The 14,981-nt window shown below is 33.9% G+C and carries 18 protein-coding genes and 1 pseudogene; 9 read left to right on the forward strand and 10 right to left on the reverse strand.

All coding sequences use genetic code 11. The features are described 5' to 3' along the window. Positions 1-314: 314 nt before the first annotated feature. Positions 315-875, reverse strand: a complete 561-nt coding sequence (locus JEP71_RS00800; RefSeq protein ID WP_198619584.1) for an Ail/Lom family outer membrane beta-barrel protein — start codon at positions 873-875, stop codon at positions 315-317. Positions 876-1,179: 304 nt separating this feature from the next. Then, positions 1,180-1,521, reverse strand: a complete 342-nt coding sequence (locus JEP71_RS00805) for a DUF4377 domain-containing protein (RefSeq protein ID WP_109372394.1) — start codon at positions 1,519-1,521, stop codon at positions 1,180-1,182. Positions 1,522-1,899: 378 nt separating this feature from the next. Between JEP71_RS00805 and zntB the strand changes: the two genes are divergently transcribed. Next, positions 1,900-2,883, forward strand: coding sequence for a zinc transporter ZntB (gene zntB, locus JEP71_RS00810; protein WP_109372393.1), 984 nt, complete (start codon positions 1,900-1,902; stop codon positions 2,881-2,883). A 306-nt stretch (positions 2,884-3,189) separates the two neighbouring features. Here the strand turns inward: zntB and ttcA are convergent, their stop codons facing one another. From ttcA to leuE, 3 genes are all read right to left on the reverse strand, one after another. Continuing rightward, positions 3,190-4,113 (reverse strand): tRNA 2-thiocytidine(32) synthetase TtcA, encoded by a 924-nt coding sequence (gene ttcA, locus JEP71_RS00815; protein ID WP_196533251.1) that lies wholly within the window; start codon positions 4,111-4,113, stop codon positions 3,190-3,192. A 324-nt stretch (positions 4,114-4,437) separates the two neighbouring features. Beyond that, a complete protein-coding gene (locus JEP71_RS00820; protein ID WP_198619581.1) occupies positions 4,438-4,986 on the reverse strand; it encodes a 4Fe-4S dicluster domain-containing protein in 549 nt (182 codons plus the stop codon). Between the two features lie 271 nt (positions 4,987-5,257). Then, positions 5,258-5,899: a leucine efflux protein LeuE gene (gene leuE, locus JEP71_RS00825; RefSeq protein ID WP_198625583.1), complete on the reverse strand. Its 642-nt coding sequence runs from the start codon at positions 5,897-5,899 to the stop codon at positions 5,258-5,260. 297 nt (positions 5,900-6,196) lie between these two features. Here leuE and JEP71_RS00830 point away from each other — a divergent pair, with 297 nt between their 5' ends. From JEP71_RS00830 to JEP71_RS00855, 6 genes are all read left to right on the forward strand, one after another. After that, positions 6,197-6,493: a putative quinol monooxygenase gene (locus JEP71_RS00830; RefSeq protein WP_198619580.1), complete on the forward strand. Its 297-nt coding sequence runs from the start codon at positions 6,197-6,199 to the stop codon at positions 6,491-6,493. 68 nt (positions 6,494-6,561) lie between these two features. After that, positions 6,562-6,879 carry a hypothetical protein gene (locus JEP71_RS00835; RefSeq protein ID WP_109372388.1) on the forward strand — a complete coding sequence of 106 codons (318 nt, stop codon included), beginning with the start codon at positions 6,562-6,564 and terminating at the stop codon, positions 6,877-6,879. Positions 6,880-7,362: 483 nt separating this feature from the next. Further along, positions 7,363-7,899 (forward strand): Ail/Lom family outer membrane beta-barrel protein, encoded by a 537-nt coding sequence (locus tag JEP71_RS00840; protein WP_198625584.1) that lies wholly within the window; start codon positions 7,363-7,365, stop codon positions 7,897-7,899. A 198-nt stretch (positions 7,900-8,097) separates the two neighbouring features. Continuing rightward, positions 8,098-8,553 (forward strand): GNAT family N-acetyltransferase, encoded by a 456-nt coding sequence (locus JEP71_RS00845; RefSeq protein WP_198619578.1) that lies wholly within the window; start codon positions 8,098-8,100, stop codon positions 8,551-8,553. A 171-nt stretch (positions 8,554-8,724) separates the two neighbouring features. Next, entirely contained in the window at positions 8,725-9,006 is a 282-nt protein-coding gene (locus JEP71_RS00850; protein ID WP_198619577.1) for a hypothetical protein, read from the forward strand. Between the two features lie 186 nt (positions 9,007-9,192). Continuing rightward, the gene (locus JEP71_RS00855) at positions 9,193-9,624 is read left to right on the forward strand and encodes a carboxymuconolactone decarboxylase family protein (RefSeq protein WP_198625585.1); all 432 of its coding nucleotides are present in this window, start codon (positions 9,193-9,195) and stop codon (positions 9,622-9,624) included. An 88-nt stretch (positions 9,625-9,712) separates the two neighbouring features. On the opposite strand, the gene JEP71_RS00860 is transcribed toward JEP71_RS00855, so the two are convergent. The 3 genes from JEP71_RS00860 to cls all read right to left on the reverse strand — a co-directional run bounded on the left by JEP71_RS00860 (position 9,713) and on the right by cls (position 11,857). Beyond that, positions 9,713-9,910, reverse strand: a complete 198-nt coding sequence (locus JEP71_RS00860) for a hypothetical protein (RefSeq protein WP_198625586.1) — start codon at positions 9,908-9,910, stop codon at positions 9,713-9,715. A gap of 61 nt (positions 9,911-9,971) precedes the next feature. Then, positions 9,972-10,301 carry an HI1450 family dsDNA-mimic protein gene (locus JEP71_RS00865; RefSeq protein ID WP_375165166.1) on the reverse strand — a complete coding sequence of 110 codons (330 nt, stop codon included), beginning with the start codon at positions 10,299-10,301 and terminating at the stop codon, positions 9,972-9,974. 95 nt (positions 10,302-10,396) lie between these two features. Then, positions 10,397-11,857, reverse strand: a complete 1,461-nt coding sequence (gene cls / locus JEP71_RS00870; RefSeq protein ID WP_109372382.1) for a cardiolipin synthase — start codon at positions 11,855-11,857, stop codon at positions 10,397-10,399. Positions 11,858-12,162: 305 nt separating this feature from the next. Here cls and JEP71_RS00875 point away from each other — a divergent pair, with 305 nt between their 5' ends. Both JEP71_RS00875 and tonB read left to right on the forward strand, forming a co-directional pair. Continuing rightward, the gene (locus tag JEP71_RS00875; RefSeq protein WP_036913581.1) at positions 12,163-12,345 is read left to right on the forward strand and encodes a YciY family protein; all 183 of its coding nucleotides are present in this window, start codon (positions 12,163-12,165) and stop codon (positions 12,343-12,345) included. Positions 12,346-12,456: 111 nt separating this feature from the next. Next, complete coding sequence (gene tonB, locus JEP71_RS00880; protein ID WP_109372381.1) at positions 12,457-13,164, forward strand: TonB system transport protein TonB; 708 nt, start codon at positions 12,457-12,459, stop codon at positions 13,162-13,164. Between the two features lie 146 nt (positions 13,165-13,310). Here tonB and yciA read toward each other — a convergent pair whose 3' ends face one another. Both yciA and JEP71_RS00890 read right to left on the reverse strand, forming a co-directional pair. Then, entirely contained in the window at positions 13,311-13,742 is a 432-nt protein-coding gene (gene yciA, locus JEP71_RS00885; protein ID WP_006536988.1) for an acyl-CoA thioester hydrolase YciA, read from the reverse strand. A gap of 536 nt (positions 13,743-14,278) precedes the next feature. Next, positions 14,279-14,827 (reverse strand): annotated as a pseudogene (locus JEP71_RS00890) (septation protein A); the annotation flags it as partial. Positions 14,828-14,981: the final 154 nt, after the last annotated feature.

A 14,981-nucleotide genomic window follows, 5' to 3' on the forward strand; every position in this document is an offset into this window, starting at 1 on the left:
TTTATTGTATCTAACTGTTACAGTGATTAATAAAATATTTATAACAAAAAAAATCCCTCTGTTATGAAAACAGAAGGAGACTCAAAAGGAATAAACATTGCAAGTAGGATGTTAATACATTTTTGCGACATTGTTTTGACTAATCGTGCAATGTGCGTGATGTTAAATATTGTATTTTTGTTTATTTATAGTTTTAAACTCTTAATTATAACAATAATTAATGATTTTGTTATGGTGTTTGATGGTTTTATAAATGAATCTATCTGTTTTTCTTTTTGTAAGTGTTAAATGACACTACAGATTGTCAACACGATTTAAAAACGATATCCCAAAGAGAGTTGTAAGGCATTTAATTCAATATGACGTTTATTGGCTGTGGTATCAGAATAAAGATAGCCCAAGCTAAATGAGATATCCTTAACAGGATTATAATCGATGCCAATTTGACCAATTACACTTGTTGTATTAATTATATGGGAATCTGTTGTATTTATTTTAGGGTGATATTTATCTTCCTGATGCTTTAATTTATTAGGCCCCATTTGAGCATAAACAGAAATTTCAGGTGTTATTCTATAAGTTGGGCCGATTAATAGTCCTGTGGTTTTAGTTCGGTATTTTATTGTTGAAGGTATGGTAAAACGAGGATCAATAAAATGTTCTTTATGGTTGGCATTTAAACGTAGTAGAGAAATTAATATTCCCCAAGCATTTTCTGTTTCATAACGATAACTGATTATTTCACCTTTTGCTGTGTCACCTTTTATTTTGCCATAAATATAGCCACCAGAGAGGGTATGCGTCTTATCATAGGCATGTAATGTAGAGGAATAAGATAAAGCTAAACTAATTAAAATAAGGACTAATTTATTCATTATGGAGTTTCTATGTTGATGTGTAGAACACCATTTTTAGTAAAATAAATGTCGATTTCAATATTAATTGATTGAAATTACTCTTAAAAAAAGTTTGAATGCTTATTTTTAAACTCAATAAAAAATCAAACTATTATAAATAGCTAATTATTAAACAGCATAAGATTTATTAATTATCTTAATGATAGTGCAATGAAATGATAAGAAATTACTTAAATAGAAGGGAGTAGTAATTGAGCGTAATAGGTAAAATACTCACAATAAGCTTTAATACCTATTGTGAGCCAGATTTTAGTGCGATGTTCTATTTTTTATCTACAACTTCAATCAGTGTATATTTTACACTTGATGCATCTGCTGGTGGGTTAGGAATATCTGTAACATTAACTTTTAATGTATATTCAGTGCCTGCTTTATATTCAAAACCATCAATATTTTGATAGAACAGGGACCATTCTCCAGAAGGCAGTTCTTTCACCTTCATACACTTCATTGGCGCGACACCCACACAATCATACAGTTGTGAGTCCACTAGAAGCGTTTTTGTTGTTCCCGTAGATGATGTTGTATTTGCACTTTCAGTTGAAGTTGCGTCATTGCATCCAGCCAAAAGCAAAAATAAAGGAATAGCGATAAATTTTTTCATATTGATGACCTTATTTTTAGGGTGCAACAAATGCATTAAAGAATATTTAGTATACACCAGTTAGATAGTTATTATAAATTACAGTAGGTAACTTTTCTCCTGAAAATAAAATAAGTTACCTGCGGTTGTTCTAAGTATTAATATACTAACGCAACTATCAGTATTTGATTTAGTGTAATAATCCTAAAGTAATAAAGATAATTAGATATTTTAGATGAATGAAACAAAAATAGTGCTGATATACAGTTAACTAGAAAAAAAGTATAGAATAACGGTTCAAAACATAGCGTTATAAAATGAAGGTAGATTAATCATATTTGACAGTTGAGTATTTAATTCAAATATTACTTTTAAAGCAAAAGTTATGGAGGAAGTTAAGTGAAAACAATTAATGACTCTGTTATACAAGATTCAGATGCTATTTATACAGCACAACTTAATGGGCATGGAGGAGCAGCAGAAATCACGGCCGAAACTGTTGCAACAAATGAAAATCCATATTGGGTGCACTTAGATTACCGCAAGCCACAAAGTGCTCAATGGATACAAGAGACAGAATTACTTCCACCTATTGCTAAAGATATATTACTTGCAGAGAACGTCAGACCAAAAGCACAACGCATTGGTGAAGGTATCGTCATCAATTTGCAAACAATTAATAATAATCCTAATGATCGGCCCGATGAGCTTGTCGCTTTTAGAATTTATATTAACAGCCAAACAATTGTTTCAAGTCGCCATCGCCGAGTCAATTCTGTAGATTCTGTTATTCATACATTAGAACTTGGTAATGGCCCTGAAAATAGCGGTGATTGGCTAATTACAATGGCTGATGCAGTGACTGATGAAATAGGCGAATTTGTTGAGACGCTTCATGACCAATTAATTGAATTGGAAGATATGATCCTCGATCAACAAATACCAGCAAGAGGTGAACTTGCATTATTAAGAAAGCAGTTAATTGTTTTACGTCGTTATATGGCACCTCAACGAGATGTATTTTCAAGACTCTCTATTGAAAAATTACCGTGGATGAGTGATAGCGATAGAGTCACGATGTTAGAAATCTCAGAAAGACTTTCTCGACGTTTAGAAGATTTGGACAGTAGTATTTCTCGTACGGCGGTAATTGCAGATGAAATAACATCAATGATGGCTGATGCGATGAATAGACGTACTTATACTATGTCTCTAATGGCGATGTTATTTTTACCAACAACGTTTCTAACAGGGCTATTTGGTGTCAATTTAGGTGGCATACCCGGAAATGAATTTCCTTATGGTTTTACCATTTTTTGTTTATCTCTCTTTGTTTTGATTGTGATTGTTACTTGGTGGTTAAAGCGTAGTAGATGGTTGTAAAATTTCAGCAAATTAATCGTAACTAAATGGATTTAAAAAAGAATTCTCTAACCCTGTTTGAGATATATCAATTTTTTAAAATAGAACATCTGGCATTATAACTCTCGCAGGTGAATACAACGTTGAGCGATGAACGTTGTGCTCCATAATTGTAGTTTTTCTCATATTGAGTTCTTAATACAGAATAATTGACCATTATTACACCGATGTTTATTAACATCGGTTTTTTTTGCTTAAATTTATTATTGGCGATTATTTAGCCATAAAAATCCTAAGCCCTGAATGCAAGGCTTAGGAGATAGTGCATTATTTCACTTCAACAATATCGAGTTTGTTTTGGCTAAAGTCAGGGCGTTCATCATCTTCTTCTTGGAACATGACTGGAACGGCTGGAATATCGTCTTTATCAAAAGCTAAGTCGCCACCATTAATGACTTCATCACCATGCTTGATATTCACAAAATCAAATAATTGAGTATCACATAAGTGTGATGGGACAATATTTTGTGTTGCTCTAAACATGGTTTCAATACGACCAGGGTAACGCTTATCCCAATCTCTTAGCATCTCTTTAATAACCTGACGTTGGAGATTCGGTTGTGAGCCACAAAGATTGCAAGGGATAATTGGAAACTGTTTTGCTTGTGCAAAACGCTCAATATCTTTTTCACGAGCGTAAGCAAGAGGGCGAATAACGATTTGTTTGCCATCGTCACTCATTAATTTAGGTGGCATACCTTTAAGTTTTCCACCATAAAACATATTTAAGAATAATGTTTCTAAAATATCATCACGATGGTGGCCTAAAGCAATTTTAGTTGCACCAAGTTCTGTCGCTGTGCGATATAAAATACCACGACGTAAACGTGAGCATAAAGAGCAGGTTGTTTTACCTTCAGGAATAATATCTTTAACGATCCCATAGGTATTCTCTTCAACAATTTTATATTCCACACCAAGTTCATTTAAATACTCAGGTAAAATATGCTCAGGGAATCCGGGTTGTTTTTGGTCTAAATTGACTGCAACAAGTGAAAAATTAATTGGCGCACTTTTTTGCAGATTCATTAAGATAGAAAGTAGCGTGTAGCTATCTTTACCACCAGAGAGGCAGACCATGATTTTGTCGCCGTCTTCAATCATATTAAAGTCAGCGATAGCTTGCCCAACATCACGGCGTAAGCGTTTTTGTAGTTTGTTGAAATTATACTGTTCTTTTGGGATGCTCATTTTTTACGGTTCTATATCGTTGCTGATTATTCTGTAACTTGCTAACCAAGGCTTTGTTCTTCGCTGTTTTGATGCCTTAACAATATGATAAATATATAAAATATCTTATAGGCTCAAGTAATAAGTTGTGTGAAAAACAAAGTTATTTATGGCAAGAAAATTGATAAGTCGCCAATGATACCAGATGGTAGGGTGGTTTCGATATAGATAACTACAGTTAAGCGATTTCAAGGCGGTAAAAAGTAAGAAGTAATAGCCTTATATAAACTGAATAAGGCTATAAACTTTTTGTATCACGTGGTGATTATTAAATAGGCATAGACTTTAATAAGGTATCGTTGGTAGTTCACGTAAAATAGAGTTTTTTCTACGTTCAGCAGTCAATTGTGACAATTCATTATCAGAGACAAAAATTAAGGCATCTTGAGGACAAAACTCAACACAAGCAGGGCCTTGTTCTCTATGATTACATAAATCACATTTAACGATATCAATTTGAAATTGTTGACCAAGATCTAAACAATAAGTAGGTGCCGAATGCGCCTTTTTCTCAAGTTCAATGGCGCCAAATGGGCAAGCTAAAAGACAAGCTCTACATCCAATGCAATTTTCAGGGTGTGTTTCGACAAAATTTTCACCACGCACTAATGCTTTTGTCTGACAAGCTTGGGCACAGGGTGCATCTTCACATTGATGGCAAACAGAAGCTGTAAATTGATGCATTAATTTAATAATGCGGATCCTTGGATGAAAATTCTTTTTATTGAGAAAATCATTTCCATCCTTTTCTGATGTATGACCGACTGAACAAACAACTTCACATGTTTTACAGCCAATACATTTTTTAGAGTCAATAACAATTTGGCTATTCATCTCAATACCTATTTATAGGGTTATATAACTTATAATATAATGTTTGATGATTTATTTTAGTAATATTAATCAATATTATCTCTAATAAATAAGGTCAAATAATAACAACTAAATAAAAAAGGGTTTTTTAAACTTAAAATCAAATGAGAATGAATAGTATTTAATAAAATAATAGGAATAAGACTTTATAATATACGTAAATAATCGTAGATGAAAAAACGGCAATCTTATTTCGATTGCCGTTTCTTTAATGGATATCTGTTATTAAAAACTATGATGATAATGTTGCTAATTTAGTTGCGAATCCCATAAAGAAAAGCCCGATAACACCATTACCCAGTTTAGCGATATTTTTACGTGAGCCAAAGAAACGAGCAAGGGCTACACCACCAAATATTAGAAAAGAGAGATAGATAAAACTAAACGCTTCAAGCATGGAAGCGAGAATTAAATAAGATAATCCGGTATGTGCATAATTAAAATCGATAAACTGAACAAAAAATGAAATATAAAATAGGATCGCCTTAGGATTGGTCATACTTAATGTAAGCGCTTTTCTGAAAATGTGTTTCTGTACCGTTGTTGTTTGTTCTGAATGTACTTTTTTGGAGAAAAAAGTCGCATGGATAATCTTTATTCCTAAATACAGGAGATAAAAAGCACCTAAAAAACGGACAATAGTAAAGAGTACTGGAGAGGCTTTTATAACAGATGCGACACCAATAAAGGCGAGAAAAATCAAAATGGCATCACCTAAAAAGACACCAAATGCAGCACGATAACCATCACTGACGCCACCTGATGCGCTTGTTTTTAGCACATAGAGTGTATTAGGGCCAGGAACGAGGATAATAAAAAACATGCCTGCGAGGTATGTCCAGATATTGAGTACACCAAATTGTTCAAGCCACACGTTAACCCCCAATCCTACTTTCTCTGTATTACTTAATGAATTGCTATTATATAAAGAGAATCCACCTTATTTAAATGCATATTTTCACTCATATAGAAGATAAATGTTTGATGCTTACTGCTTTCTGTTTGAAACAGCACCTGTTATCACTTCAATGGATTACACTCTATTGTTAGCATTTAAAAAAGATGCAATTTTCTTATGTAAAGAGAGTAGATCTCTTAAGTTAACTCGATTATATTTATCTGTGTTTTTATACAGTATTCTGTATTGATCAATTACGCTAAGGGAAATGTGATGTTAAAAGTAATTGCTGAAGATTTTATTAAAACAGAAGCGATAGAAATTGTTTTACCTCTTTATCGAGAACTTGTTGAGGCGACTAAGAAAGAGCCTCTGTGTATTAGCTACAATTTATATGTTGATGAGAAAGATCCTGGTCACTTTGTCTTTATTGAACAATGGCCAGATCATGTTGCGCTTGATGTGCATTGTGCTAGTGAACATTTTCAGCGATTAGTCCCTATGATTAATGCATATAAAAAAGCTGAGCCTAAATTTTTACTTATGGCGGATGCTTTTGATGAAAAATAAAGTAATAAAACTAGACTCATTTATAATGGGTACACTAAATAATAAGAAGTAAGGCAAGAGAGAAGGTGATGTTAGCGAAGTATATATCTCAAATTGTAAACCAAGAAGATAGCTATCAAATTTTAAGTACTCAGAATTTTTTGGATAACTTAACAGAAATAACCAGGGCAACTCATACTTGGTTATTTTCTGATGGTGTCATCTTGAAATGCACAGAAGAGATAGAAACAGAACACTATGATAATGATGCTCAATGTCCTGAACATTGGATAACTTGGGAAATTGTAGAGTCGAATAACAAACCGATTTCTCCTTGTAGAAAAGAATTTTTTAATTTATGCCAGCAAAGTTTTTGGTTAAAAATGCAACTTGCTAATAATGTATGATTAGTCGTATAAAAAAGCTACTTTATAAGTGGCTTTTTTATACCTATTAAAATTAATAAAATAATTTATTTTAAATACCACTTTAAGCTTTTAATTAAATATTAATCAATGCTCCAGAGGTTAAAGTAAATTAATTTCACTTAGCGAGTGTTTTTTATTTTTTTATCTCTAAAAATAGATTATCAATCGTGGTTTAAATCATATTTAAACTGCGATTGAAGTTAATGATAAATCAAAATTAGTCTTTTTTCATAACGTTATGATCTTAATATTCTATTAATAATAGCAAAAAATAAGGTAAGTTTATTGTTGAGGCGAATGGTGTTTTAATTGTAGCTCTAATCATAAGATTTTCTTTATAAAATATTATAAATAACGTATTATTTATCAATAATTTTTATTGAGTATTGCACTCAATTTAATAAGAGAGCTAAATTCTAATTTAGTTCCATTTGTCTATCCTTTTTTATATAGAGAATAAAGATGAGTCGTAATTTATTTCTTTCTACTTCACTGTTAGCTATTTCTACACTTTCTTTTAATGCACAAGCAGCGTTAGATAATACTTTATCCGTAGGTTATGCTCAGAGCTCAATTAAATTGGGTGATTATAAAATCGATGATAAACCTAAAGGAATTAACTTTAAATACAATCACGAGTTTGATAATGATTGGGGTTTTATTGGATCACTGACGTACACAAAATTAACTTATAATTATTATAGCCGCTGGGGAAAAATTGGTTCAACTGAAATTGATTATGTTTCATTAACGGCTGGGCCTAGCTATCGTTTTAATGATTACTTTAGTGCATATGGTTTAATTGGGCTTGGTCACGTTAGCCAAGAAGATAAATATTATTATGTTAATGACGAATACAGCAAAACGTCTATGGCTTATGGGGTAGGCTTACAAATTAATCCAATCCCAAACGTAGCAATTGATGCATCTTATGAATATTCTAAATTAGATAATGCAAAATTTGGTACTTGGGTATTAGGTGTTGGTTACCGTTTCTAATTTTAAGCTAATAAATAATTTTTTTAAAAGGTCACGTTATGTGGCCTTTTTGTGAATACAAATGTAAATGCATCACTATATGTAGGATATTCACTTATCAAAGCACATTAAATATACATTAAATGTGTGTTTTTTATTCGGGGTGCTTGACTGTCAATAAAGGATCTTTAAGATGCCATATTTTATGGAGAGAGAATTATGTTAACTGTAATAAAAGCAGAACCTTCACACTATGATGAAATGATAGCAGTTTGGGAATCTTCAGTTAGAGCTACGCATGCATTTCTATCTGAAGATATTATCTTCTCGCTTAAAAAAGATATTGTAAAACAGTATTTTCCTATGCTTAATACCTATATCGCGATAGACAATAATAATGTTATTCATGGGATCTTAGGCACAGCAGAAAATAAGTTAGAAATGCTTTTTGTCGATGCGAATTCTAGAGGGCATGGTTGTGGTAAATTACTTACAACTTTCGCGATAAATACACTGCATATTGATGAGTTAGATGTAAATGAGCAAAATCCTCAAGCAATTGGCTTTTATCTTTATATTGGATTTGAGCAAATAGGGCGTTCAGAATTAGATGGACAAGGCAATCCTTTTCCATTGTTACATTTAAGATTAAATAAAAATAAGTATAAATACTAAATAAAGGAATATTAAAGATAAAAAATAAGGAGAAAAGTGAAAGTTCTCTCTTTTTATCTTGTTCAAATAATAATTATCCACCCAAGTTTGATTTATATCGTGATAAACCTTCTGCTTTAATGAAATAATTTTTTCATAATTAAATAGATCTAACACAACATTGGAATAGTTATGAAAAAAGCCTTAATTGTTATTTTATCTTTATTTTTACTACCCGCTTGCTCTGAATCAAGAGAAAATAAATTTATTGAATATTGTATGGATACATTAAGTGTCTATAGTAATGTGAGTAAAGATCAATGTTTGTGTTTTTATAATGAAGCAAGTAATAAATTTTCTTCAACTGAAATAGATAGAATGGTCAAATCACCACCAATAAAACAAGACAGTACACTTACAAGAGAGGGCACAATGTTTTTAACTATTGCTCATTCATCTAAATGCTTTGAGTAACAGATATTACGCGTAATAACTAATAAAGAATAGGTCGTAAATTAAGTTACTTATACTGAAGATCATCGCCTCTAAACGCAAATACCACAAAATTGATAAAACCATCGCTATAAATTGAATATATTATCACTGTTTTTATATACAGTTAGTTGTGGGTTTATCTTTATTGTGAATCGAGAGGAAATTATGTCAAAGCTTCGCTTATCTTACCCAAAACTCAGTCCTAAAGCTTATGCTGGTTTAATTCAATGTAAAACTGCACTAGAAGGAAGTTCACTGGATATAACGTTAATCGAGCTTGTTTATTTAAGAGTGTCTCAAATCAATGGCTGTGCTTTTTGTTTAGAGATGCACAATAATTCGTTGCGTAATCATGGTGTTGCTCAAAATAAGTTAGATGCACTAAATGGTTGGCAAGTGAGTGAACGTTTTACTGATAAAGAGCGAGCTGCATTGCTATGGGCAGAGGTGGTCAGTAATATTTCAGCAAAAGGTACGGAGGATAATATTTATCAGCAGGTTAAAGCGTATTTTACAGATACAGAAATGAGTGATCTGACATTGGCAATTGGATTAATGAATGCCTTTAATCGTATTGCTGTGAGTTTGCGTCAGTAATTAGTATTACCTACGCAAATCATATGTCTCAAATAATGATCAAGAGAAAAGCGCTGATAGGGCGCTTTTGATTTTATTTGCTTAATTTTTACCAGAGGTATTGCATGAAAGGTAAATAAGCAAAAAATAAAGCAATGAGTATAAATAAGATACGAAATAACGTTTTTTTTGTTTTTATTGTGGTATAGAGCATGACGATAATAATAGCTACGCAGATATACCAGTAAAAGGCACCAAAGAAAGCTAAGGTAAAAATAGTATCAATAATAAAGTGACTTTCACTCATTTTATTTCTCTCTGAAATAAAAAATCACCTGCTAAAATATAAGCAGGTGAAGATAAAGTGATTATGATTTCCAAATAATATGGAACATAGGCTGTAATGGATCGCGACTAATCAGGACTCGACCAAAAATATCATCAATATCGGAATCATCGTCTGGAGCAAGGCCAATAATCACTTCGCTAAAACGGGCTGATGTGACAGGCTGGCCAACAATAAATTGCCAATCATTACCTAATGGAACCACTTCAGCTGCGCCTCTTTCTTCAAATTGCAGGTTAAAGAGTAATTGGTCTGCAACATCTAAATTATCAGCTGCTTGAGCTAAAAATAGATCATAAGCTTGTTCTAAAGCATCGTCTTCACTGATTAAGGTTGGTTCATTCATGGTAATGCCTGTCTATTATTCCAATAATTATCGCGTTGTTTGTATAGCATTTTTGCTCATTTAGCAAAATATTCTATTGCCTATTTTTATTACCTTCTTGATTATAACAGAGGGCTAAAGAAATAGCAGATGCGCTCTAATACACGATTTAAGAAAGGGCGCTTTTCCCATTCGTCTAGTGTCAATTCTGTAGAGCGAGCAATATAATCATATTGCACAATGCTTAAATCACTTCCGAAGCCTTCATCATCAATGACAACAGTGATTTCAAAGTTTAACCATAAGCTACGCATATCAAGGTTAACTGAACCTACCATACTAAGTTGTCCATCAACCATCACGCTTTTTGTATGTAATAAACCATCTTCAAATTGGAATATTTTTACACCAGATTCCAGCATTTCTGTAAAGAATGAACGGCTTGCCCAACGCACTAGGAAAGAGTCATTACTGCGAGGAACAATAATACTCACATTAACACCTCGCATCGCCGCGGTTGAGATTGCATGGGCAAGATCATCGCTAGGTACAAAATAAGGTGTTGTGAGCACTAATTCTTTTCTTGCGGAATAAATGGCTGTAATTAAGGATTGCTGAATAAGCTCGTCAGGAAAGCCAGGGCCTGATGCGATAACTTGTGTTGTATGACCACTTTCTTGCTCACAAGGCATAATATTGTCATCAGGAGGAGGTGGTAAATGGCGTTCACCTGTTTCCATTTCCCAGTCAAAGGCATAAATCATCCCTAATGTGGTAGAAACTGGACCTTCCATTCTTACCATAATATCAATCCATTGACCGACACCGGAATCTTGTTTGAAATAACGAGGATCGACCATATTCATACTCCCTGTGTAGGAAATATAATTATCAATCAATACGATTTTTCGATGTTGACGCAAATCCATGCGGCGCAAGAAGAAACGGAATAAATTAACATGCAGTGATTCAACAAATTCAATACCCGCGGCTCTCATTGCGTCTGGGCCTTTGGTACGAAAGAAGTTCCAGCTTCCAGCTGAGTCAACCATAACTCGACATTTTACACCGCGTTTAGCGGCTCTGATTAAGGCGTCGGTTACTTCATCGACTAAACCACCTGATTGCCAAATATAGAAGACCATTTCAATGTTATCACGAGCGTTATTAATATCGCGTGTAATTGAATTTAGTGAATCTTCACAGGTGGTTAAAAGTTCAATTTTGTTACCTTTAACACCTTTAATACCTTGGCGTTTAGCGGTTAATTGGAAAAGAGGAGTCGCAATATCGCTCGTACTTGTAGCAAAAATATGCTTACATTTCCTCAAGTCTTCAAGCCACGCAACAACAGAAGGCCACATCTGTTTAGCATGTTCAACGCGTCGTTTTCCTAGGTGTAATTCACCAAAAGCAAAATACGCAATAACCCCGACTAATGGCAGAATATAGATGATCAATAACCATGTCATTGTTGATGTAACTGGTCGTCGATGCATTAGGACACGAAATGTGACCCCCGCAATTAATAGCCAATAGAAGAAAAAGGTTAGCCAACTTAATACAGTATAAAATGTTGTCATAGTAGAGCTATTTTCCGTTGAAAATGAATTGCATGGATAAGCTGAAGGCAATTTACTAAAAATAGTTCATTATTTTTGTTATTTGCCGAATGTTGCTATTAAATCAGGATTATTATCTCTGTCAAATCTCTTTCTTAAGAGATAAGCATCAAATAAGCAATAAGATACAACTCTTTATTCATTTTTTCTTTGTGAGAAATGCTTAAATAATGGATGAAATTCAAGCAAATCATAAATCACCCCTTGGATCACAAAATGAACGTCTTATAATAGTCCACTTATTCGAAAAAATAGGTGCTGATAGCATGAGACACAGTAGGACTGAAGTAGCTCGTTGGCGGATGATGAGACAAGCTATACGTAAACGTCGTCGATGGTTAGAAGGGCAATCTCGTCGTAATTTCCGAATTTATAAACTGCGTAAACTTGATACTTCTAGAAAACATAGAGCACTTTTATTTGTACAACACATAGAATGGAACTCATAATTTCACTTTTTAACAGTTAATATCAATCATTTTGTTAAACGTTATTGAATATGATTGCTATTTGCATTTAAACTAGGGCATATTTTTTCTTTAGGTGAAATAAGATCAGTTATGCGTTGGAAGCTTTGGGTACTCATATCACTTTGTCTACATGCCTCACTTGTTGCGGCTGCGATGTTATATGTTGTAGAAGATAAGCCAGTTACACCTGAGCCTATCTCTATACAGATGTTGGCATTTGCGGCAGATGAGCCTGCAGGCGAACCAGAGCCTGTGGTTGAAGAAGTCACTCCTCCAGAACCTGAGCCAGTTGTTGAGCCAGAACCCGAGCCAGAACCTATTCCTGATGTAAAACCTATTATCGAAAAACCAATAGAGAAAAAACCAGAACCAAAACCTAAACCAAAACCTGTGGATAAACCGAAACCGCCTGTTGAGCGACCACAACCTTTAGTTGTTAATAAAGGTAATGATCTCAAAAATCTTAACCCGACGGCAAAGCCAAGTGATAAAGGCGATGAAAAACCGGTTGCCGTGGCAAGCAGTGGTGAAGGCAAAGTACCCAATGCAGTACGCCAAGGTTTACCTGAATATCCTCAGAGAGCAAAAGCCGTGGGTATTGAAGGATCTATAAAAGTACGTTTTGATGTTGATGCTGATGGGCGAGTAGATAATGTAGAAATACTTTCTGCTGATCCTAAGAATGTATTTGAAAGAGATGTTAAAAGAGCGATGCGTCAATGGCGTTATGAAAAAATTCCTTATAAAGGAAAAGTGGTTCTCATTGAGTTCAAAATGACAGGGGTGTCAGCAAGCTAATTTTTATAAAGTTAGCCGTTAAACAAAGCGATATCCCTATTTGATACCAGATAAATAAAAGGCACTTTAATAAGTGCCTTTTTTAGTATTCAATTTTTAATGCTTTCACGCTATTAGCGTCGTAATCGAATTGTCGTAATGGCGTTTTATTCCATAGTACTTGTTAGCGTGAAGTGAGCTTTACCCTCAGGTAAGCGACGAGCAGAATTGTTCTCGTCAACGGCAACGTAGGTAAACACAGCCTCTGTTGCACGATAGCGTTGGCCGACAGGTTCTGTGGCGACTTTTTTAACCCATACTTCAATATTAACAGTAATTGAAGAGTTACCCGTTTTTAAGCAACGCGCATAGCAACAAACGACATCACCAACAGCAACAGGTTTAAGAAAGGTAATGCCTGTTACACTTACAGTAACGACACGACCTAACGCAATTTCTTTTGCTAAAATTGCACCACCGATGTCCATTTGAGACATTAACCAGCCACCGAAAATATCACCATTAGCGTTAGTATCAGCAGGCATGGCAAGGGTGCGTAAAACGAGCTCACCATTAGGCAAAGATTGTTGTTCAGTCATGGAAATAAAGTATCTGTAAAATAATGTTGAAACCAAGGAGATATTTACTCGTATACATCAAGTTTACTCGTCATACTTCAAGTTGTAGCGTTGTTGACTTCGTTCATTCGCACTAGTCACATACTAATGTATGCTCCTAGCGTCTCATTCACTTGCCGCCTAGCTACACCTCGAATTATCTAGAGTAAGAGTCTCGTCATACTTCAAGTTGTAGCGTTGTTGACTTCGTTCATTCGCACTAGTCACATACTAATGTATGCTCCTAGCGTCTCATTCACTTGTCGCCTAGCTACATCTTAAATTATTTAGAGTATCAGCAGGCTATACTCTAATAGCTACAACTTAAATTATTTAGAGTATCTACAGGCTATACTCTAATAGCTACAACTTAAATTATTTAGAGCACATATCTCCCAATAAAATAAAAATAATTATTCAGATTTTGAATGGGCATCGTGTGATGTCGGTTTAGATGCTTGCTTTGTCATATTATCTGATAATTTGTGTTCACTATTTTCTGTAGCTTCATTTTCAGTTTGTTCTTCTGGTAAACGGTTATTCCAGATATAAACCACACTGGCGATAGTAAAGATAAAGGTTAAAATAGTTAAGCCAAAGACTTTAAAATTAACCCAAGTCTCTTCCGCCAAAGAAAATGCCACATAAATATTACCAAGTGCACAAGCAAAAAAGAAAACCACCCATGCAATATTGAGTTTCTTCCAATTTGCAGGCGGCATAGCGAGTTCTTTGCCTAACATTCTTTCCATTAACGTTTTTGGCGTAAATAACTGCATACCAATTAAAACGATAGCAAAAATGGCATAAATAGCCGTCACTTTCCATTTAATAAAATCAGCAGAATGGAAAAATAGGGTTAATGAACCAAAAATAGTGACAACCACAGCGGTAATGAGCGGCGCTTTCTCTACTTTATGGAAAATAAGCCATGTTAAACCGACTGAGATCCACGTCGCGATAATTAATGCACCTGAAGCATAGAAAATATCTTGCCATTTATAGAAGATAAAAAAAACTAATAGTGGAGCAAAATCAAGTAATTGCTTAAGCCAGCCATTTTTCATAACAGATAGGAACCTATGGTAATTAAATTCATAAACTTGGCTATTCTAATGCAAAGCGACAGAAAATGGGTAAACAATTGCATATCTTTAACGACAGAGTGTTAATTTGTACAAAAAAAACTAGTTTTATCTGAAATAACTCAATGAAAAATCA

Origin of the sequence: Proteus sp. PR00224, from assembly GCF_016238105.1 — a bacterium.
In the GTDB taxonomy this organism is placed as follows: Bacteria; Pseudomonadota; Gammaproteobacteria; order Enterobacterales; family Enterobacteriaceae; genus Proteus.